Source organism: Clostridiales bacterium, assembly GCA_014799665.1.
Lineage (GTDB): Bacteria > Bacillota > Clostridia > Christensenellales > Pumilibacteraceae > Anaerocaecibacter.
In genome coordinates, this window is sequence record JAAVHP010000007.1 from 263,024 (window position 1) to 285,162 (window position 22,139).

Sequence of the window (22,139 nt, forward strand, 5' to 3'; positions counted from 1 at the left end):
CTAGTAGTGCGGTAGCTCGATATTTTCGAGTTCTTCGTAGCTGTATGCGTGTAAGTATACCTCTTTGCTGTCTAAGTTATTGTTATTTTTAACGTCTAGCGAAATAACGTAAACTATGTAGTTTGTTATGCGCAGATCAAGCGCACGAATTTCGTCGTAGTTATCGCCGAGAACGCTTTTTGCGTACTCGTTAAATTTGTCTTCGATAGGGAAGAACGCGCTATCGATCGTAGTATACATTGAAATATTGCGCCTGCGAATACAGGTTATTATTTCGTCCGCCGACTTGGGTGTTATTTCGTCGTTGAGAACGAGATTAAGCGTTACGCAATCACAAATAAGCTTACTCGATAGGTAGTGTATACTGCGGAAATTTTTGGACACAGTTTGAGCGACTGCCGAGCGGAACAAGCTTTTTCGCGAAGCATCGGCAAGCCGAAATATAGCTTCTTCGGGTATGCGCATTCTCATAATTTCACCAACGAATAGTTATAATATCCGCCCTTTATGCCGCAAAGAGTATTATATAACGCCGTAGCGTTCTCATCGATTTTAAGCACTTCCGCAACTTCGATGTCGCTTGATGCAAGCTTAATATCGTTATTCGTAGTTTTTACGCAATTCGGCAGCAACGAAAAATCGAAGCTTTTCGAGCAAGCGAGTAGGCGAGTAACAAATCTGTTTTGTAACAGCTTACTATTTATATCCAGTAGACTATCCAAAAGCAGTCGCATAATGCGTTTTTTGGAATATCTTTTGCCGATCACGGCAGATATAAAGCTATCTTTATTGCATTCGACGGAGCTGTTTTTTACCAAAAATTCAAGACCCTCGGAACAATTGCGTAGAGTAGATATTTCTTTCGCAGTCTTGCTTTTTATGGAAAACAGGAGCATTTTTCCGTACGACGAAAGGTCGGGGGAATGTTCGATCCGCCATTTTTCGATTTTGTCATAATTGTATGGAATATAATTTTTAACGCTATCTAATTGTCCGCGCATTTCCGCAATTCGTATAGCTGTTGCCGAAATATGCTCGCCGTGTATTTCGCCGTCGTTATACGTTGCGCCACGGCGTTCTATTATAAGCGGTTGAATGGACGGGGCGTATTTTTCTATTGCTGAAATATATTCTATGCAAAGGATGTTATTTGGATCGGTAAATATGTTTTCGATAGACGGTTTATCGGGATAATGCTCCTGATATACCTTGATCAACGCCGCATTGCTTGCCGAATTATAGCTTTTTCCTTGCGCTAAATATTCTTTCAGCAGGGAATTGAATTTATCGCAGTTCTTTATTTTTATATCGGCGGCGCGTAAAATTTCTTCTTCCTTAGCGACGGCGCCCATTGCGATATGGGTTAGCGATTTTATGCCTGATAAAATCTTTATTGCGCCCTCTGCAAAAAATTGCGCGCTTGCCGTTGCATACAATACTGGAAGCTCTATTACTGCGTTTGTTCCGCCCATGATCGCGCACTCTGCGCGCAATGATTTATCGCAAAACGCGGGCTCCGCCGATTGTACAAACGATCCGCTCATAACGCAAATAACGTTATCGAAGCCGTGGCGGCGCACCTCGTCGATTTGATATTTATGCCCCGAGTGAAAGGGGTTATATTCGCAAACTATACCACAATTTTTCATGATTTTACTTTACATTGATTGAGAATAAGAGTATAATTATATTGAAACAAAAACAAATGATTGTTCTTTATATTATACAACAGTCAGCAGGTTTTGTAAATATTTTCGGAGGATATTATGAACGATTTATTGAATTCGGTACGCGAAAAGGCGAAAGCGCTCAAAAAGACGATTGTTCTTGCCGAGGGCGAAGAACCGCGTATCATTACCGCCGCCGCCAAGGTCCAGGCGGAAAATATAGCCAAGATTGTGCTTATCGGTAATCCAAAGAAGATCGCCGAAAAATGCCCCGGCGCCAACCTTAACGAAATTAAGATTATCGACACGGCTTCCGTCGATATCGAGCCGTATGCCCAGCTTCTTTACGAGCTTCGTAAAGCAAAGGGCATGGATATCGAAACCGCTCGTAAGCTTGCCGCAAACCCGCTGTATTTCGGCGTGCTCATGGTTAAGCGTGGCGAGGCGGACGGCATGGTCGCGGGCTCGATAAACGCCACAGGCGACGTTTTGCGCCCCGCACTGCAAATCATTAAGACCGCGCCCGGTATTAAAACGGTTAGCTCGTGCTTCATCATGTGCCTCGATAAAAATTCGAAGTACGGCGAAAAGGGTATTATGGTTTTTGGTGATTGTGCTGTAAATCCCAATCCCGACAGTCAGCAGCTTGCAGATATTGCGATCGCATCTGCGGACAGCGCAACGGCGATTGCCGGTATTTCGCCTAAGGTAGCGTTGTTGTCCTTCTCGACCAAGGGCTCGGCAAAGAGCGAGCTTGTCGATAAGGTTACCGCTGCGCTCGATATTGTTAAAAAAGCGCGTCCCGACCTTGCCGTGGACGGCGAGCTTCAAGCCGACGCCGCGCTTGTCCCGACCGTTGCCGACCTTAAAGCGCCCGGCAGCACCGTCGCAGGTAAAGCCAACGTATTGATTTTCCCCGATCTTCAAGCGGGAAATATCGGCTATAAGCTTGTTCAGCGTCTTGCCGGCGCGGAAGCTATCGGCCCGATTTGCCAGGGCTTTAATAAACCCGTAAACGACTTGTCGCGCGGATGCAGTAGCGAGGACGTTGTAAACGTCGTTGCTATGACTGCTCTCCAAAGCGCAATGAATAAATAATGAAATTCAAAAAGATAACCGTAGAATGTTCGACCGAGACTTCCGAAGTCGTTGCTTATACGCTGCACGAGGCAGGGAGCATGGGCGAAGTGTTCGACGATTACGGCAATATCAAGCAAGTGCTTGACGAAAAACGCTGGGACTATGCCGACGCCGCTCTATTCAATCCAACCGAAGGCTGTTTCGTAAGCGGGTATTTCACGATGGAAACAGATGAGTCCGTCGTATATAATCGTATAGAATCGCTTAAAACCGAAGACTGGGCGGACTTTTCTTCTCTTAAAGCCGTTTGCGAGATTATCGACTCGGAAGAATGGGAAAACGAGTGGAAAAAGTATTATAAACCGTTTAATATCGGCAAGCTTGTTATAGTCCCCGAGTGGATAGATTATCATCCCGTCGGCGGTGATATAGAAATCAAGCTTAATCCAGGGCTCGCGTTCGGTACAGGTATGCACGAGACCACGTCTATGTGTATTGATCTAATGCAAAGAATTTCGCTCAAAGGTAAGCGCGTTTTAGACTTTGGCTGCGGAAGCGGAATACTAGGCATTTGCGCAACGGCGCTTGGAGCGGACGATGTGGTATTTGCCGATACCGACGAGCAGGCGATCACGGCTACAAAATATAATTGCTCGCTCAATGGAATAACCGAACCGTCGGTTTACCAACTCGACGTACGTAACATGAGCGAGCCTGCCGACGTAGTTATAGCAAACATCACGGCAGACGTATTGATAGGCGTTCTTCCAATTATAAAACACGCGCTTAAAAACGGCGGATACGTAATACTAAGCGGTGTCATATCGAACAAAATCGACAGCGTTAAAAAAGCGTACTCAAACGAGTTTTCTCTCATCGAGCACGAACAAAAGAACGAATGGAGCGCGTTTATTTTCAAACTATGAGATTTTATCTTCCCAATATAAATAAATCGAATATCGAATTAACGGGCGACGCGCATACCCATGCAGCGTATTCGCTTAGAATTCGTGTGGGCGATTATATTACCGTATTCGACGGTAACGGCAACGAATATTCTTGTAAGGTAAAAGAGATCAAAAAGGATAGAACGTTGCTCGACGTGCTCGATAGCGCTACAAACGTAGGCGAGGCAGGTATTAACGTAACTCTCTATCTTTCTATGATCAAGCAAGATAGGTTTGAGTTAGCTACCCAAAAGGCTACAGAGCTCGGCGTTACTTCGATCGTTCCCGTTTATTCGACGTACAGCCAACGCAATACTTCACTCAATTATGAACGGCTTACCAAGATCGCTATTTCTGCGTGTGAACAATGCGGGAGAAGCCGCATTCCTACGATTGAACACACCATTGAATTTGACGAGCTATTAAACCGTGCAAAAAACACCTACTTGATTTTTCCGTGGGAACGAGAAATGCACGGCGATATGCGTGAATCGATCGATAAAAGCAAAACCGATATTGCGGTATTTATTGGGCCCGAAGGCGGAATAACCGAACCGGAAAAGATTGCGCTTACGGAAGCAGGGGCAAAATCGGTAACCCTCGGCAGACGAATTTTGCGCGCTGAAACTGCGGCGATATCGGCGCTGTCGGTTGTGTACTACGAGATGGGGGAATGGACTCTTTGATTATAAAGGTAGTCACCTTAGGGTGTAAAGTTAATCAATGTGAAAGTGCGTCGATTGTATCTACGCTTAATTCGCACAACTATAATGCGTCGGAAGGATTAGCTCCTGCCGACGTTTATATTTTGAACACCTGTTCTGTAACAGCGGAAGCCGATAAAAAATCGAGGCAACATGTTTCAAAAATGTGCAAGCTAAATCCCGACTGCCGTATAATAGTAGTAGGGTGCAGCACGCAGAATAAACCGCACAAATTCGAAAAGTCTAATGTTATTGCAATAGGCAGTACGACAGATAAAGCAAGATTTTGTCTTAGTATTATTGATAAATTATATAAAGATAACCATTATAATACTCTATTAAATAGAATAATTTTTGATGAAAATATAGAAAAAATTGATAAAAGTACTCAATTTTGCTATGAAAAATACCCAAAATCGACTAAAACAAGGGCATTTATTAAAATTCAGGATGGGTGCAACCGATTTTGCTCCTACTGTATTATACCGTATTTACGCGGGCGGAGTAGGTCGCGATCAATTGATGATATCGTAAAAGAATGCGAACATATTTCGTCGAAAGAAGTGGTTTTAACCGGGATTGATATGTCTATGTACGGTAAAGATATAGGCGTATCTTTTACGGAGCTTTTAAATGCTCTGAGCAGGGTAAAAGCACGTAAGCGCTTGGGGTCGCTTGAATGTGAAGTAGTAGACCGTCCTATGCTCGAAGCTATGCGTGACGGAAATTACTGCCCGCATTTTCATTTATCGCTGCAAAGCGGCAGTAACGAAGTACTTCGAACTATGAACAGGCATTATGATCAAGAGTTTTACTTTGAAAAAATCGAGCTTATTCGGCAATATTTTCCGCTTGCCGGCATTACAACCGATATTATTGTGGGATTTCCAACTGAAACGGACGAGTTTTTTAGAGAAAGCTGTGATTTTATTGATAAATGCAAGTTTTCCGATATACATGTATTTCCGTATAGCAGTCGAGAGGGAACTCTTGCGGCAAGAAAATATAAAACATTGCCTCCATCGATCGTAAAAGAACGTGTCAATGTGTTGCTCGATATAAAATCTCGGCTTCATGGCGCATTTTTGAATCAAAATACCAATGCCATAATGCCTGTTTACATAGAAGACGTTGAGGATTCATTTAACGTCGGTTATACGCCTAACTATATTAAAGTTTATTCCAAAGAGCCGTGCGGTGAAATTGTCGATTTATGTCTAACCGATAAGTACAAAGACGGTTTATTTGCTGTTCGAAAATAAGATTTTGTATTAATTCGGTTAATAGGGGATATTGTAGTTTATTTGCATGGATATAACTTTTCACTTCGCAAAAGACAGCTTTTGCGAAGTGAAAAGGGTGTTTTTAGGGTGAATAATGGGTTTTTATATGGTTTGATGTGTATTGGGACTTTTTGATTTATTTAAATAACTTTATTAATTTACCTTTTATGTGCAGTATTACATAAAAAATATTTCGTTTAAGATACTATTTATATGAAGAAAGCCGCCAAAGTATCTTTAATCGTTATAATATCGATAGTTTTGTTTATTGCGCTGTCGGTCGGCTTTTTCTTTTTATTGATAGAGCCTAACGTTACGATATTCGGCAGCACCGATCTTGATCTCGATAAGCTGACCTCGTATTCGCGTACTGTAACGGTTTTGGACTGTGACGGCAAACCTATCGACGGCGCGCTTTTTGATAATGATAAATTGTACGTTAAATATGACGAATTGAACGACTATACCGTAAACGCGTTTATTGCTATTGAGGATAAGAGATTTTACGATCATTCCGGAGTAGATTATAAACGCATGGCGTCCGCTGCGGTAAATAATATCAAATCGGGTAAATTCAGCCAAGGCGCGTCGACCATTACTCAACAGCTTATAAAAAATACTCACTTATCGAATGAAAAAACGATTAAGCGTAAAATCGAAGAAATACGTTTGGCGCGCAAGCTCGAACGCGTTTACGATAAAGAACAAATACTCGAAAGCTATTTGAATATTTTATATTTCGGCTCTGGTATTCGCGGTTTAGGTACTGCCAGTCGAGTTATGTTCAACAAGCCTGTTTCGCGGCTTACGCTCGCCCAGTCTGCGGCGCTCGCTTCTATTATAAATAACCCGACTAAATACAGTCCGTATAATAACATTGATAATCTTACGGAACGTAAAGAGCTTGTTTTAAGGCAAATGCTTGATCAGGGCTTTATTACGGAAAACGATTACAAATATGCGCTATCGGAAAAACTTAGTTTTAGCAGCGAAAGACCTAACCAGTTTACTTCGGCGTTATTAAGAGATGCGTGCCGCGAATTGGATTGCACCGAAAAACAGCTGTTTAACAATCAGTTTACTATCAAAACCGCATATAATCCTCGCGCCGTTTCCGCGGTGCGAGCCGAATTATCAAATGAAAAATACGATGATTACAACGTTAGAGTAATTATTCTTGATAATAAAACGGGTGGCGTTATGTGCGACGAAACAAACGTTATCGGTTATGTCAATCCGCAGAGGTCTCCGGCTTCTACTATTAAGCCGTTTATTTCGTATGCGCCCGCGCTGGAAAATGGGCTCAATCCCCTATCTCAAATCGAAGATAAACCGACGGTTTTCGGCGACTATGCGCCTAAGAATTATAAAGAAATTTATCGCGGGTATCAGTCGTTAAACGATTGTTTGGCTTATTCGTCGAACATTGCCGCGGTTAAATTGTTAAATCAAAACGGAATGGATAAATCGAAAGCCATTGCGCAGAACTTCGGTTTGTCATTTACAGCCAACGATGATTCGCTCGCGCTTGCACTCGGCGGAATGGATAAGGGCGTTACACTCATGGAGCTTGCAAACGCGTATAGAACGCTAGCCAACGGAGGTAAATATTCTAAACCGCACTATTTACTCGACGTATCTAATAACGACGGACAAATCTATGAGTCAGATATTCAATATAAAAACGCCGTCGGCGACGATACGGCGTACTTGATCACTAATATGCTTACTAATTGTGCGCAGTACGGCACCGCGAAAAAACTTAAATATTCGGGCGTAATTGCGGCTAAAACGGGCACGAACGGTGACGAAAACGGCAATTACGACTGCTATTGCATAGCTTATACTCCGAGTAATACCGTCGCCGTTTGGTTTGGCGCCAAGGATAACGAGCATCTTATCGATAACAAAATTACCGGCGCAAAATGCAGTGAAATAATAAAAATGCTTTGTGATACGAAAATAATTAAAACGACCGAACAATTCGAAATGCCGCAGTCGGTGGCGTATTACGATATCGACTATACGGCGTTAAACGATATGCATGAGGTCTATCTCGCCGACCCCATGCTTCCGCGTAGATATCGTTATAAAGCTGTTTTATCCAAGCGCCATCTGCCCGTAAAAAGGTCGATTGACATAATAGATTATTACGATTATTACTCGTGGCAAGACGGAGAATTTTGATTTTATATTTCGATTTGTTCTATATTAGCTAAGGCGTCTTCGATTAGTTCGTTATAATTTTCTATGTGCGCTTCCTGTTCTTCAACCTTATCTATTGTGGGTTTAATTAACGGGAATTCGGGCAAAAATACGGTGCAACAATCCTCATACGGCTTAATGGATGTATTAAACGTGCCGATTTTTTCGGCGATTTCGATGATCTCATCTTTATCCATACCGATCAGCGGGCGTAAAACCGGCAGTTTAACGACCGAATTTGTTACCGTAATACTTTCTATCGTTTGGCTTGCGACTTGCCCCAGGCTCTCACCGTTTATTAAGCAAAGCGACTCGGTATTATTCGCAACGCATTCGGCAATTCGCATCATGAACCGTCTTACGAGCGTTATCATATAGTTGGGCTTGCATTTTTCATGTATTGTCTCTTGAATTTTTGTGAGCGATACAGAAAGAAGTTTTATTTTAGGACAGTACTCGCTAAGTATTCGGGCAAGATCTATAACCTTTTCCTTCGCCGCTTCCGAGGTATATGGATATGAATGGAAATGCAGTGCGGTAATGCTCATACCGCGCTTTGCTATCATATATCCCGCCACTGGACTATCTATTCCGCCTGATAATAACAGCAATCCGTTACCTCCCGTTCCGTACGGCATTCCGCCCGAGCAGCGCACCGTACTGTCGTACAAGTATACGTCGCCCGCTTCGCGAATATCTACGTTTAGAACGTAATCGGGGTTATGGAGATCTACGGTAAGCTTATCGCGCGCGCTCAATATTTTATCACCGAGCGTGCAATTCATTTGCATGGAGTTAAGCGGATATTTTTTATACGAGCGGTGCGTGGATACGCGGAATGTGCCGCTACTTGGAATCATATCGAGCGCGGTTGCAACAATATCGTCAAGCTCGTAGCCACAACGGCGCGCAATTGATATGGAATATACGCCGAAAACCTGTTTAAGGCGTTTAACGATTTCGGTCTGTAAATCGGCTGAAAAATCTTTTACAACGTAACGCCCGCGCCCGAAATAGAGCTTGCAATCTAAACCGTCAAGCTTGCTCCTGATATTGTTTTTGAGCACATTTTCAAAGTAATCTTTGTTTTTGCCCTTTAAGTACAGTTCACCGTAACGTATGAGTATAACACTGTTATCCGACATGATTGCTCCTAAGTTTATTTGCTTCGTTCATAATAATTTGTGCGGCGTGTAAAGTATCGTCGCGATTTGAATTAATAAATAGGCTTATTCGAGTGCAGCATTCGATTTCTTTGGGTGATAGCCCCATAGCCGAAAGCACACGATTACCGCGCTTAGCGCCCGAACATGCCGCACCCTTGCCTATTATTACCCCGTTATCGTGCGCCATATTTTGCACGATCTCTGCCTTGGCGCCCGGAATACATACGCAAGCAATATACCCGTTGTTTTGTCCGCTCCCGACGATTTTACAGCCGTTTGATATGAAGAAATCGCATACTTCTTGGCGCAGGGCCTGTATTTTTTGCGCACAGTTATTAGCGTTAAAGCTTTTGATTTCGTCGACCGCCGCAGCAAAAGCCGCAATATACGGAGTGTTTTGCGTACCCGAACGCAGTCCGCGTTCTTGACCGCCGCCGTAAATCAGCGGCGCGATATTCAGTCCGTTACGAATATACGCAAGCCCTATTCCTTTGGGTGCACCTAGCTTATGCGCGCTTGCCGTATAGTAGTCTACGCCTAAATCGTCGAGTCTTGTGCCTATTTTGAGTAATCCCTGAACGCCGTCGCTGTGAATAAGTGTTTTTGGCGATTTGTGGTGAATAGCAGAAGATAAACGCTTTATATCGTTTACTACACCTGTTTCGTTGCTGACATGAATTAACGATACAAGTGCGGTGTTTTCGTCGACAAGATTTAAAAGTGCGCTTTCGTCAACGTAACCGTCTTTTGTAAGTGGAGCCATTCTCACGTCCGCGCCGCGACTTTTTAACGCCATTGCCGTTTCGTATACCGACGAATGCTCGCCCGCCGATATAACGATATTACCCTTTTTATTTTTTATTCCGCAGGAAAATACCCAATTATTGGCTTCGGTCGCGCACGACGTAAAAATGATCTCATTCGGCTCGGCGCCTATTGCCGTAGCAATCGATTTACGTGCTTGCTCAATTCGATCGTTAGCTTCTACCCCGCTTCTATAAGTAGCGTTGGGATTATGGAACTGTTCGAGCATTGTTTTTCGGGCGGCGTCGGCGGCGATGTCGAACACGCGCGTAGTCGCGGCATTATCAAGATAAATCATTCGTCGCCGTCCTTATACGTTTTATCTATTGCTTCGTCGGCAGATTCGGTATAATATTCTGAATCTTGCTCGTCTTCGCCATCATCGGCATCTTCGTCGGTTGATTTTACGGAGTCCGCGTGATTTTGCATTTCGAGCTCAGTAAGGCGTTTCTCAAAGTCCGAGATACTTTTATCGAATACCGTAAGCGCGGGCAAAATGCGCCTAAGCGTCAGCATAAAACCGCGATCCGGCTCGATAAATAGAATACGCTTGCCTTTGTCTGTGTTATAAAGAATATAAATAATCGACTTTTCGTCCTCATAATTTACGAGCGCAAGAATTTTTTTAGTCGCAGACTTTTCTATTTTTTTATAGCCTTCGCTATCAAACACGCCGACATTTTCCACCAGGCGCAAACGAATTTTATGTTTGAGCTTGCGGCGTTCGCGGAAGTATATCTCGCTTATGCTTAAATACTCGTCGTCGAGAACGTAGTCGTACTCTGTGTTATTACGTTTGTTAATGCGCGATACAACGAGGGTTGCGGCGAAAAACGGCAACGAGCCTATAAGAAACGCCCAAAAAAAGCTTATTGCCGTAGCACCCATAAGCAATATCGATAAGCCGAATATCAAACAAATCGTCTTAGTTATTGTGAGCGATTTTGTCTTTTTTGTGCGTTCGTCAATATTGTTGTTGACAACGTTTTGCTCGTAGAAAATTTCCATCCTTATATCTCCGTTGCGGTTTCGGTTTTAATCACCTTTCCGGCGTGAGCGCCGTGCTTTGCAGCGTCAAATTGCGCAAGCGTGAATATGAATGTTGCGCCTGCGCCGCGGCTGCTCTCGACCCATATAATTTCGCCATGCTCGTCTATGATCTTTTTTACGATAGAAAGTCCCAGACCTGAGCCTTTTGTTTTAACGGGCGATCTTGCTTTATCGGTCATATAGAATGTATCCCAAATAAGCGCCTGTTCTTTTTTGCTTATACCGTAACCGAAGTCTTTTACTGTAACGTAAACCTTGTTTTCGTGTAAATCAGTGGAAATTATTATTCTGGAATAAGCCGGCGAATATTTAATCGCGTTATCGATAAGATTGATAAGCACTTGCATAATCTTGTCTTTATCGGCATACACGCGACAGCTTTCGTCAAAGAAATTAACGTTGATCTGCAATGATTTTTTTATGAGCGACGGTTCGAACTTTGCTACGACGTCGTTTATGACGGAGTTAATATCGAAGCTTGTATACACCAGTGGATTTTTTCCGTTATCTAAGCGTGACAAGTCTAGCATTGACGTAATAAGCGCGTTTAGTCGCTTGGTTTCGCCGAGCGCAATGTTAAGGTATTTATCGCGCTCTTCTTCTTTTACGGTGCCGTCAAGAACAGCTTGAAGAAAGCCTTGTATCGAAGTGAGCGGCGATCTAAGTTCGTGCGAAGCATTGGCAACGAACGCTTTTCGCACTTGATCGAGCCGCGCGTACTCAGCTTCTGTCGACGCGACGGCGGAGGCAAGGTTATCCGTTATATTGTCTATCGTTTTTTTCTCGACCACGGTCTCCTGACCTTCGCTCGTCATGTTAATCAGCTGTTTCGCATAACCGTCGACGCGTAAATACACGAAATAATGCGTAATCAACACTAACGCGATAACCTCAAATGTGTAAACGAATACGACAAGCACAACAAGTAAGCCGCCGTAGTCTTTTTCGAAATCGGGATACGCAAAATACATAGGAAAAAACACCGTAGAAAACAGTATTATTGCGAAAACGATTATGCGGAAAGTATGAGATTTATAAAATCTATTTGAGGTCGATTTATTCTTAGACATACGCCTTTTTAAAAAACGTCGATTTTATAACCAACGCCCCAAACTGTGGTCAGCTTCCAATGCGGATTATCGCCCAACTTTTCCCTAACCCGCTTTATATGTACGTCCACTGTACGCGAATCGCCCGAATATTTTTGCCCCCAAATTTCTTTGAGCAAATCGTCGCGTGTAAAAACGTGCATGGGCGTTTTTACGAGCATATATAGAAGCTCTATCTCTTTGGGCGGCATATCTATACGCTCACCGTTAAGCGTAACGGTGAAGTCCGATATATTGACTATCAAATTAAAAAGTTCGACTTGTTTGACTTCCTTGGCGGAAGCAGTGTTCGCACGGCGCAAAACGGCTTTAAGCCGTGCAATAAGCTCTTGTGGCTCGAACGGCTTGGTTAAATAATCGTCCGCACCGTAATCAAGCCCCGTTATTTTGTCGTTGGCTTCGCCGCGCGCCGACAGCATAATGACGGGAACATTAGAAGTTTTCCTCAGCTCCGACAAAACCTCGAAGCCGCTCATGCCCGGCATCATTACGTCGAGTATTGCAGCGTCGAAGTCGATTTCGGTAAGCTTTGCAAGTGCGGCTTCCCCGTTGCTGCAAACGCAGGTATCGTAGCCGTTGCTTTCCAAGTACAATGCGACGAGACTACTGATATGATCGTCGTCGTCGGCTATTAAAATTTTTGTTTTTTCATTACTCATAATGACTCTCTTAACTCGTTATCAAACGTTATTTCCAAGTAGTTCATAGCTGGTCCGTCTTTTTCGAGCGATTCGCTCTCGACTGTATAATTATAATTGAGCTTGTATATCGTCCCTACAATTCCTACTACTTCAGTTATAGTCGGTTCGCCGAATACGTATAAAGGTTGTGGGACGGCGCATTGCGCTATCTTGATGAAATCGGGATTGTGCTTGATTGCCGCCTTGATATTATCCGCTACAACCTTAGGATAAGTTCCGCAGTCGTCGGCAATAGCCTTAATGGCACTCTTTTCGGTATAGTCGCTTTTGATTAGGTAGCGTGTGACGAGATAAATCAAATAATTAGTGCCGAGAAGCTTGGAATTAAACTTCATCATAGCGAGAATGGAAGCAACCGTAAGCATGATCTTATTCAATGTTGACGGCTTTTCGATTGCACACTCGTTATATAGAAAGCTTTCGAGCGTATAATTTTCAAGCGGAACGGGCGTAAAATTCATAAAGCCGTTATTGTTGATGTTATGCACGAATAAGCCCTCCGATAGAATATGTATTGCGTGCATAAACGGCTAAATCACAAAGAATATCGCTGCTTGTAAAAGGCTGAGATCCGGTGATTTGCGTTACCTTATCTACGAATACCGGATCGTAAACGTTAAGTTCGCGTTCAAGCAACCGCGATACGGCAAGAGCCGTCGAGCCGTGAGCTTTTGCGAAACCTGCAATCAGATCGTCGTAATCCATATCGGGGTTGGCCGCAACTATCTCTATCAAACGCGCAATGATCGCTGTATTTTTCTCCTTTGCGCTAAGTCCTATTTCGTTCAGAAGGTTCAGTATTTGCAGTTTGACCATGCCGCGGTTTAACAACACGCTTTCCACGTTATCGTAAAACGGTTTTACTTCCGTTGCGGATGACAAGTCAAAGGCTTTTAATACGCAGTTAATACGTTTTTCTCGGGTATTTTCGACGGAATTAAGCACATAGTCGTACAGTGGTGCAAGCCCTATCGTCTTATGGCTCGCTATGCTCTCGCCCGTCGGTTTGTCGAATAACCTAATATAGTCTTGTAAAAATGTTTTAGACATCTTTCCTGTAATTGTCGGTTGAAAGCTTTTGCCCGCCGAGAAGATGCATATGCAGGTGGAATACGGTCTGGTCGGCGTCGTCGCCTTGATTTATCACCAATCTGTACCCGTTTTCAAGACCGAGCGACGGCGCGATCTCGCCGATTTTTTTCATGCACGCGGCAAGCTCTTGCGAATCGGTATCGCTCATTTGCGAAAGTAATTTATAATGCTTTTTGGGGGTAGCCAAATAGTGCTTTTCAGCCTTAGGCGAAATATCGGCTATGACAATCATCCGCTCGTCCTCGTAAAATTTCTTCGACGGAATTTCGCCCTTGATTATTTTACAAAAAATACAATCGTCCATATTATCCTCGCAATTGCAAACTTCATTTAATATTGTAACATAAAAAATATTTTTTTGCAATAATATGACCTACTTCTTTTGAAAAAGAAGTAGGCTAGAAAACTTTTAATGCCGTGTGTGTGCTTTCGTGATTTATGTTTTGTTTCACCCGCATACACTCACATCGTTTTATCAAAGAAAAAGTCTATCGTGATATATTAAATGCTTTTATTCCCGCATACTCGGCACTGCAACCCAAGCTTTCTTCTATGCGCAAAAGTCGGTTATATTTGGCAACTCGGTCCGTTCGACACGGCGCACCTGTTTTTATTTGTCCTGCGTTGAGCGCAACCGCGAGATCGGCTATCGTTGTGTCTTCCGTTTCACCGCTTCTGTGCGAGACGATTGCCGTATAACCGTTATGTTGCGCAAGCCGTATTGCCTGCATGGTTTGTGACAGCGTGCCGATTTGATTGGGTTTTATCAAAACCGAATTTGCCGAGCTGCTGTTTATCCCCTTTGATATGCGCTTTACGTTTGTAACAAAAAGATCGTCGCCGACTAGCTGAACGCGATTTCCTATTTTTTCGGTAAGCTTTTGCCAGCCGTTCCAGTCCTCCTCGTCAAGCCCGTCCTCGAGCGAGTATATCGGGTATTTCTCGGTAAGCTCTACCCAATGATCGATAAGCTTGTCGGTGGCGAGGGTTTTATTCGCTTTGGGCAATCGGTATTCGTTTTTCTTTTTACTTTTCCATTCGCTTGCCGCGGCGTCTATCGCAAGAACGAAATCGCGCCCGTCCTTAAAGCCCGCCGATTTTACGGCTTCGAGTATGTTTTTTATCGCTTCTTCGTCGCTGTCCAGGTCGGGCGCGAAGCCGCCCTCGTCGCCGACAGCCGTTGCAAGATTTTTGTTTTTAAGGATAGATTTCAGCGTGTGATAAACTTCCGTGCACCATCTTAAACCCTCTTTAAAGGTTTTTGCACCTACGGGCATTATCATAAATTCCTGGACGTCTACCGTATTCGAAGCGTGCGCGCCGCCGTTAAGAATGTTCATCATAGGCACAGGCAGCGTTACGCCGTTGCTCCCACCCAAGAATCGGTACAGCGGCAAAGAATAAGCTTGTGCCGCAGCGCGTGCCGAAGCAATCGAAACGGCAAGAATTGCGTTAGCGCCGAGGTTTGATTTGTTATCGGTGCCGTCGAGCTCGATCATTATTTTATCAACATTAAAAATATCGCTTGCGTCGACACCGCGAAGCGCTTCGTTTATTTTCTCGATATTTTTAACGGCGTTTGTTACGCCTTTACCGTTAAACCTCGATTTGTCGCCGTCTCTGAGCTCGATAGCTTCGAACTCGCCCGTTGACGCGCCCGACGGCGCGATCCCCAATGCGGTAACGCCGTTTTCGAGTGTAACCTCGGCTTCTACCGTGGGATTTCCGCGCGAATCGAGAACTTCCCGTCCTTTTACGTTTACAATTTTAGACATAGCCATAATTATTTCCTCAATGATGATATTATTCAGAATTATTGGCTATATTCGTTAATTTATACCAAGTGCGTTAAGACAACCTTCAAGTGCAAGGATCCCGTGCTCGAACGTAAGTCCGCCCTGTAAATATGCGGTATACGGCGGGCGGATGGGAGCGTCGCACGAAAGCTCGATCGACGCGCCTTGCACAAAAGCGCCTGCCGCCATTATTATCTTATCGCTGTATCCGGGCATATCCCATGGCTCGGGTACGGCAAAACTATCCACAGGCGACAAGGTTTGAATGGTTTGACAAAACTTGATAAGCTTATCGGGATCGCCGAAATTGATTGAACAAATAATATCGTCCACGCTGTCGTTAGGCGACGGCAGAGTTTTATAACCCAAATCCGTGAACACCTTAGAAAATAAAAGCGCTGTTTTTATGCTTTGAGCGGTGACGTGCGGAGCGAGAAAAAGCCCTTGATAGAACGGTCTGTAATCACCCGCATACGAGCCGACTTCCCTACCGATAGACGGCGCGGTCAGCCTTCCTTCTATTTGACTTATCGCTCTTTTGCTGCCGCCTATATATCCGCCCGTAGGCGCAATGCCGCCGCCGACGTTTTTAATGAGCGAACCCACAAGCGCATCGGCAAACGACGGCTCAATGGTTTCGGTAAATTCGCCGTAACAATTATCGATCATGATATACGACGTTTTTCTGTCGACGAGCGAAGCAATATCCTGCATTTGTTTTACCGATAACGCAGGGCGCATATCATAACCGCGCGAACGTTGCATCATGACAACGCTCGGCTTATTAGCCTTTATTTCGTGCGAAATTGCCTCTAAATCGGGTTTGCCGTCTTTGAGCGGAACGATAACGCATTTTACGTTAAAGTCCTTTAACGAGCCTATTCCGTCGCCGAAAATGACGTCGTTAAGCGTATCGTACGGTTTGCCCGTAGCGCACAGCAACGTTTGATCGGGACGTAAAAGCCCGAATAATGCGGTAGTAAGCGCATGAGTTCCCGAAGCGATCAACGGCGAAACTATTGCGTCCTCGGTGTTAAAAACCTCGGCGTATAGCTTGTTAAGCGTGTCGCGCCCTACGTCGTCGTATCCGTAGCCCGAAGTCGGTGCGAAATGGCGAAGCGCTATCCGTTGAGACTTGAAAGCGTTAAGAACCTTATGCTGATTTTCAAGCGCAGTTCGGTCTACTTCATTAAACCGCTCGTTAAGCGCGGTTATTGTGTTTTGTATAAGCTTATTCATTTTATTTCCTCAAAAAATCGGTTACGCAATTTTTAATTGCCTCATAGTCGCGCGCGTCTATAAATACTTTATTCAGTCCCACGTTTTTAAAATACGTGATCTGGCGTTTGGCGTAATTGCGCGTTTTTTGCGCGACAAGTTGTTCGAGTTCTTCACGCGAAGCGTAGGGATTCGCCGCGATTTGCTTGTAGCCGAGTGCTTGCATCGATCCGCAATCTCTATACTTGATAAGCCCCGTTGCTTCCTCAATAAGCCCGTCGTCGAACATCTTCTTGACCCTGCGGTTGATCCTGTCATACAACATCTCGCGCGGCAAGGTCAAAACGATAGTCAAATCGTCATAGGGCTTGTTCGTGCCGACGGCTTGGGATTTGGGCGCGCCGCATAAAGCGTAAATTTCGAGTGCGCGAACCACCCGCTTATTGTCGTTAGCAGATATTTTTTGCGCCGAAGCTTTATCCACGTTTTCAAGCAGTCCGTGCATAACGATTGCGCTGAAAAAGTGCGACGAGAGTTTTAGCATTTTTCGAGTATGCTCGTCCTTGGGCGCGCTGCCGAAGTCGCAGCCCGAAAACAGCGAATAAACGTATAAGCCCGTTCCACCGACAACGATAGGCAGACGGCTGTTTTGAGAAATATCCGCTATTTCCTTTTTTGCAAGCTCTACGTATTCGCCCACCGAAAAGTCCGCGTCGCCGTCGACCACGTCTATTAAACGGTGTTCCACGTCGCCGCATTCTTCTTTTGTGAGTTTTCCCGTGCCGATATCGAAATTACGGTATATTTGCATGGAATCCGCACCGACAAGCACGCCGTTGAACTCACGAGCAAGTTTAAGCGCGGTATCGGATTTGCCTATCGCGGTACACCCAACTATAGCTATCGTTTTTATACGATGCGCTTGAACCACTTTTCAATCTCCTTTTTTGAAAAGCTTACGACTATCGGTCTGCCGTGCGGGCAAAACATAGTTATGTTTCGTGCCGCCATTTCGGAAAGCAATGCTTCTATCTCGCTGTCGCTTAAATCGTCTATTTCGCCCTTAACGGCGGCTTTACACGCCGCTTGCATCAATCGTTCTTTAAGTATCATAGGGCTTTTATCGCGCGAATTGACGAGCAGCAACAAATCGGAAACGAACGCTTGAAGATCTATGCCCGTGCAAGCATACGGCAAATACGACAGAGTAAAGGTGTATTCACCAAAAGGCGTAATGCCGAACCCGCAGTTCTCGAACAATCCGATATTCTCGTTGATCAAATCTGCGTCGCTCGGCGACACGTCGAACACGAACGGGATCATGAGCGGCTGTGTTTGCAAGCGTTTCGCCTCGTAGTCGCTTAAAAGCTTATCGTAAAGCAATTTTTCGTGTGCGGCGTGTTGATCGACGAAATAGCACGTTTCACCACGTTCGAGTATTATATAAGTATTAAACAGCTTGCCGACCTTAATACATTCTATCGGCTCGAAAACCATGGCCGAACTGAAATCGGCGGCGGGAGTATAAACGTCGGAATAGTTATTGATCGGCGGCGGCTCGGGTTCGTAACCGTTATCGCCGTCTATTAGTCCCATATCGACAGCCGAGCTCTGAGTAATAACGCTCGGTCGTGCCGACGAATTATCGTTCGGCTTAGCCTGAACGTCGAAGAAGGGGCGCAATGTATGCGACTTTCCGTAATCGGCGGACGAAGTAAACGAAAAATCTTCGTCTTTTAATGGCTTTGCGTCGGTAAGCTTAGGCATGACCGCATTCTTGACCGCGGAAGCGACAAGCGATTTAATTTTAACGGTATCGGCAAACTTGACCTGAAGCTTGCTTGGATGAACGTTTACGTCGACCATGTCGAGCGGCATAGTTATATGCAGAACGAACAACGGGTATTGTCGTTTCATAAGATATGGCGCATACACCGAATACACGGCGTACTGAACGTCCGCGCTCTCCACGTACCGCCCGTTGATTATTACGTTTTGATAGTTTTTAGACGGCTTGGTAAATGTGGGTAAACAAGTAAAGCCTGTCACTTCGAGCGGCGGATCGGCAAGGTTTACCTTAACTGTGTTTTTAAGCGCATAGTCACCGTATACCGCGAAAACCGCACTCTCCAAGCCCTCGCCGGGCGACGAGAAATGCTTGGTCTCGCTGTCGAACTTAAACACGATATCGGGATTGGCGAGCACCAAGTTCTCGATAAGCGTAAATATCTTGGTTTCTTCGCGCGTCGGTTTGTTAAGAAATTTCTTGCGCGCGGGAATATTACCAAACAGGTTTTCGACGGTTACGGTTGTGCCGAGGTTAGCACCGCATTCGTCGTGACAAACGAGCTTGCCGCTCTTGTACGAAATCGTTCCGCCTATCTCGCTGCCCGCAGTGCGCGTCGTCATAGTAACGTCGGCGACGGCAGCAATGCTCGGCAGCGCCTCGCCGCGGAAACCGAGCGTACCGATCGTATCGAGATCGTCCAAGCTTTTTATCTTGCTCGTAGCGTGCGGCATAAACGCCGTAGGCATATCGTCGAAATCAATACCGCAACCGTTATCGGTAATACGTATGTAGTCGATTCCCCCGCCGCGAACGGAAACGGAGATCTCCGTCGCGCCCGCGTCAATGGCGTTTTCGCACAGCTCTTTTACGATCGACGACGGGCTTTCCACAACCTCGCCCGCCGCGATACGGTTAAATATTTCGCTCGGTAGCTTGTTTATTTTCATTTATCCGTTTTTTCCTTTAAGTCGCATAGTATATCGAGCGCAGCGCGCGGGGTTATATCGTTTACGTCGAGCTCTTGGAGAATTTTGATGACCTCGTCGTACTTGGCAACATTGTCGAAAAGCGAAAGCTGGCGCGCGTCGTTCGCCTTGTGCGCAATATCTGCGTTTACAAGCTTATTAAGCAGCTGCTTTGCTCTGTCGAGCACGCTCTGCGGAAGTCCCGCGAGCGCCGAAACCTCTATACCGAAGCTCTTGTTTGCGCTACCGCGCATGATCTTGCGCACGAACTTAATGCCACCGTCGCTTTCTTTTGCCGTAAACTTGTAGTTTTTTAGCCCGTTGATCGTGCCCTCGAGCTCGGTAAGCTCATGGAAGTGCGTAGAGAACAGCACTTTGGCTGTAAGATTCTGCGCGAGATATTCGATAACCGCCCATGCAATACTAAGTCCGTCGTAGGTTGCCGTGCCGCGTCCTATCTCGTCAAGAAGAATAAGGCTTGCGTCGGTGGCGTTTTCGAGGATCTGCGACACCTCGCTCATTTCGACCATAAACGTGCTTCGACCGGTCGAAATATCGTCGCTTGCACCCACTCGTGTAAATACCTTGTCAACAAGTCCGATTTTTGCAGACTTGGCGGGAACAAACGAGCCTATGTGCGCGAGCACGGTAATTAACGCAACCTGGCGCATATATAAGCTTTTGCCCGCCATATTGGGACCGGTTATAAGCATTATTTTGGCGTCAAGCGTGTCGAGCGCAGTGCTGTTAGGAACGAAAAGTTCGTCAGACGGTAACAGCTCGGCTACGGGGTGACGCCCCTCAGATATGGCGATAACGCCGTCCGTGGTGATCTCGGGTTTACAATATCCGTTTTTCTTAGCGACGGTCGCAAGCGAAACCAAACAGTCGAGATCGGCTACCGCCTTGCCTATCTCGTTGATCTCCTTACATTTTTTACGGAGCGCCGAAAGCACTTCCGCATATAGCTCGGCTTCACGCTTATCGGCAAAATCGGATGCATTAAGCACCTCGTATTCAAGTTTTTTAAGTTCTTCGGTGCAGTAACGCTCGGCATTGGCGACCGTTTGTCGGCGTTGGTAGTAATCGGGAACCTGACTGTCATATTGGCGCGGGACTTCGATAAAATAGCCGAAAAGCCTGTTATACGAAATACGCAGATTTTTTATTTGCGTTTTCTCTTTCTCACGCGCCTCGACCTCGGCAATGATCTTGCGCGAGTCGTTTACCATGGTGCGGTACTCGTCGAGCTTTACGTCGAACCCCGTCTTGATAACGTAATTTTTCTTTTCTTTATCTTTATCGTCCGTTTTGGTTTCCGCAAACTCGTTTACTATCGCTCTATCGATAAGATCGGACAAATCGAACATTATCGTGATTCTGTCGTTGATCGATTTTAAGAGCGGCGAAGCTAAGCCGTTAAGAGTATCTTTCAGTACCGGCAAAGCGTGAAAAGACGAATTAAGCGCAAGCACGTCCTTGGGCTTAATATCGCCGAGCGCAAGGTTTGACGAAATACGAACGATATCCTTAATATCGCTTAATGCGGTCCTGAACCGTTCGCGCGAAATCGTGTTGCCGTAAAGCTCGCCCACTGCGTCGAGCCGCTCGTCGATTTTTTCTTTAACGCACAACGGGCGGAGCAACCATTTTTGGAGCAGCCTATCACCCATCGGCGTGCAAGTCTTATTGATTACGTCGCGAAGCGTTGTGCCCTTTTTACGGCTTTGCGATTCGACGAGTTCGAGCGTTTTTGCCGTGTTCGCGTCAATATCCATACAAACGGCGCTCTCAAAGTTTTCGGAGGCGCCGATATTGACGTCAGAGCGGAACTGCATACTGCGAACATACGCAACGAGCGCGCCCTCGGCGCAAACGCAGCACGGCGTTTTTCCGAGCTCTTTAAGCTCTTTTTCGCTCATTACCGTAGACAGCGCGCGCCTTGCGACTTCGAGCTCGTACATTGCGTCGTCGTACTGCGACATATTACACACCGACCCGTACTTGACGGCGGAGAGCTCAACGCTCTCGGCAAGCATTTTGCCGTTACAAATAATTTCTGACGGCTTTATTCTCAAAAGCAAATCGTTCAGCTTTACCTTAACTGGGCATGGGATAAAATGATTATACGTTTCTGACGTGGTAATGTCGGTCCAGACCGCACCGACGCCAGTATCGTCGAGATAAAGCGACATTAAGTAATTGTTTTTATCGTCGCTTAAACTGTCGGGATCGGTTACCGTACCGCCCGTAATAATGCGCGTAACGTCGCGGTCGACAAGCCCCTTAGCCTCGCTCGGGTCCTGCATTTGATCGCAAATGGCGACCTTGTACCCTTTTTTGATAAGACGGCTTATGTACGTTTGCACGGAATGGTACGGTACTCCGCACATGGGCGCGCGCTCGTTGTTTCCGCACGCCCTGCCCGTTAAAGTCAAATCGAGCTCGCGCGATACGGTTACCGCGTCCTCGAAAAACATTTCGTAGAAATCGCCGAGCCTAAACATAAGCACGGTATCGGGATGTTCCGCTTTTATCTGCTTGTACTGCTTCATCATTGGTG

General features: G+C 45.4%; 20 protein-coding genes. 5 read left to right on the forward strand and 15 right to left on the reverse strand.

Translation table 11 applies throughout. The annotated features are described in order from the left end of the window. The gene (locus HDT28_03830; GenBank protein MBD5131708.1) at positions 1-471 is read right to left on the reverse strand and encodes a hypothetical protein; all 471 of its coding nucleotides are present in this window, start codon (positions 469-471) and stop codon (positions 1-3) included. Then, a complete protein-coding gene (locus tag HDT28_03835) occupies positions 468-1,649 on the reverse strand; it encodes a nucleotidyltransferase family protein (protein ID MBD5131709.1) in 1,182 nt (393 codons plus the stop codon). Before HDT28_03835 ends, HDT28_03830 begins: the two co-directional genes overlap by 4 nt. Positions 1,650-1,766: 117 nt before the next feature. Here HDT28_03835 and pta point away from each other — a divergent pair, with 117 nt between their 5' ends. From pta to HDT28_03860, 5 genes are all read left to right on the forward strand, one after another. Beyond that, a complete protein-coding gene (pta, locus tag HDT28_03840; protein MBD5131710.1) occupies positions 1,767-2,765 on the forward strand; it encodes a phosphate acetyltransferase in 999 nt (332 codons plus the stop codon). Beyond that, positions 2,765-3,673 carry a 50S ribosomal protein L11 methyltransferase gene (gene prmA / locus HDT28_03845; protein ID MBD5131711.1) on the forward strand — a complete coding sequence of 303 codons (909 nt, stop codon included), beginning with the start codon at positions 2,765-2,767 and terminating at the stop codon, positions 3,671-3,673. Before pta ends, prmA begins: the two co-directional genes overlap by 1 nt. Next, positions 3,670-4,380, forward strand: a complete 711-nt coding sequence (locus tag HDT28_03850) for a 16S rRNA (uracil(1498)-N(3))-methyltransferase (GenBank protein MBD5131712.1) — start codon at positions 3,670-3,672, stop codon at positions 4,378-4,380. Before prmA ends, HDT28_03850 begins: the two co-directional genes overlap by 4 nt. Beyond that, entirely contained in the window at positions 4,368-5,660 is a 1,293-nt protein-coding gene (mtaB, locus tag HDT28_03855; GenBank protein ID MBD5131713.1) for a tRNA (N(6)-L-threonylcarbamoyladenosine(37)-C(2))-methylthiotransferase MtaB, read from the forward strand. Before HDT28_03850 ends, mtaB begins: the two co-directional genes overlap by 13 nt. Positions 5,661-5,894: 234 nt before the next feature. Further along, positions 5,895-7,868: a penicillin-binding protein gene (locus HDT28_03860; protein MBD5131714.1), complete on the forward strand. Its 1,974-nt coding sequence runs from the start codon at positions 5,895-5,897 to the stop codon at positions 7,866-7,868. A gap of 2 nt (positions 7,869-7,870) precedes the next feature. Here HDT28_03860 and thiI read toward each other — a convergent pair whose 3' ends face one another. The 13 genes from thiI to mutS form a co-directional block, all read right to left on the reverse strand. After that, entirely contained in the window at positions 7,871-9,031 is a 1,161-nt protein-coding gene (gene thiI / locus HDT28_03865) for a tRNA 4-thiouridine(8) synthase ThiI (protein ID MBD5131715.1), read from the reverse strand. Further along, on the reverse strand, positions 9,021-10,154 hold the full coding sequence (locus HDT28_03870; GenBank protein MBD5131716.1) for a cysteine desulfurase: 1,134 nt from the start codon (positions 10,152-10,154) through the stop codon (positions 9,021-9,023). Before HDT28_03870 ends, thiI begins: the two co-directional genes overlap by 11 nt. Further along, positions 10,151-10,864, reverse strand: a complete 714-nt coding sequence (locus HDT28_03875) for a hypothetical protein (protein MBD5131717.1) — start codon at positions 10,862-10,864, stop codon at positions 10,151-10,153. Before HDT28_03875 ends, HDT28_03870 begins: the two co-directional genes overlap by 4 nt. Positions 10,865-10,866: 2 nt before the next feature. Continuing rightward, positions 10,867-11,877, reverse strand: coding sequence for a HAMP domain-containing histidine kinase (locus HDT28_03880; protein ID MBD5131718.1), 1,011 nt, complete (start codon positions 11,875-11,877; stop codon positions 10,867-10,869). A gap of 107 nt (positions 11,878-11,984) precedes the next feature. Beyond that, positions 11,985-12,674, reverse strand: a complete 690-nt coding sequence (locus HDT28_03885) for a response regulator transcription factor (GenBank protein MBD5131719.1) — start codon at positions 12,672-12,674, stop codon at positions 11,985-11,987. Beyond that, positions 12,671-13,204 carry a hypothetical protein gene (locus HDT28_03890; protein MBD5131720.1) on the reverse strand — a complete coding sequence of 178 codons (534 nt, stop codon included), beginning with the start codon at positions 13,202-13,204 and terminating at the stop codon, positions 12,671-12,673. Before HDT28_03890 ends, HDT28_03885 begins: the two co-directional genes overlap by 4 nt. Beyond that, entirely contained in the window at positions 13,197-13,766 is a 570-nt protein-coding gene (locus tag HDT28_03895; protein MBD5131721.1) for a hypothetical protein, read from the reverse strand. Before HDT28_03895 ends, HDT28_03890 begins: the two co-directional genes overlap by 8 nt. Beyond that, entirely contained in the window at positions 13,759-14,112 is a 354-nt protein-coding gene (locus tag HDT28_03900; GenBank protein ID MBD5131722.1) for a histidine triad nucleotide-binding protein, read from the reverse strand. The genes HDT28_03895 and HDT28_03900 overlap by 8 nt, the downstream gene beginning before the upstream one ends. A gap of 184 nt (positions 14,113-14,296) precedes the next feature. Next, positions 14,297-15,589 (reverse strand): phosphopyruvate hydratase, encoded by a 1,293-nt coding sequence (eno, locus tag HDT28_03905; GenBank protein ID MBD5131723.1) that lies wholly within the window; start codon positions 15,587-15,589, stop codon positions 14,297-14,299. Between the two features lie 48 nt (positions 15,590-15,637). Then, entirely contained in the window at positions 15,638-16,843 is a 1,206-nt protein-coding gene (locus tag HDT28_03910; protein MBD5131724.1) for a hypothetical protein, read from the reverse strand. A gap of 1 nt (position 16,844) precedes the next feature. Beyond that, positions 16,845-17,753, reverse strand: a complete 909-nt coding sequence (gene miaA, locus HDT28_03915) for a tRNA (adenosine(37)-N6)-dimethylallyltransferase MiaA (protein MBD5131725.1) — start codon at positions 17,751-17,753, stop codon at positions 16,845-16,847. Further along, positions 17,732-19,558, reverse strand: coding sequence for a DNA mismatch repair endonuclease MutL (mutL, locus tag HDT28_03920; GenBank protein MBD5131726.1), 1,827 nt, complete (start codon positions 19,556-19,558; stop codon positions 17,732-17,734). Before mutL ends, miaA begins: the two co-directional genes overlap by 22 nt. Beyond that, on the reverse strand, positions 19,555-22,134 hold the full coding sequence (mutS, locus tag HDT28_03925; GenBank protein ID MBD5131727.1) for a DNA mismatch repair protein MutS: 2,580 nt from the start codon (positions 22,132-22,134) through the stop codon (positions 19,555-19,557). The genes mutL and mutS overlap by 4 nt, the downstream gene beginning before the upstream one ends. Positions 22,135-22,139 lie beyond the last annotated feature (5 nt).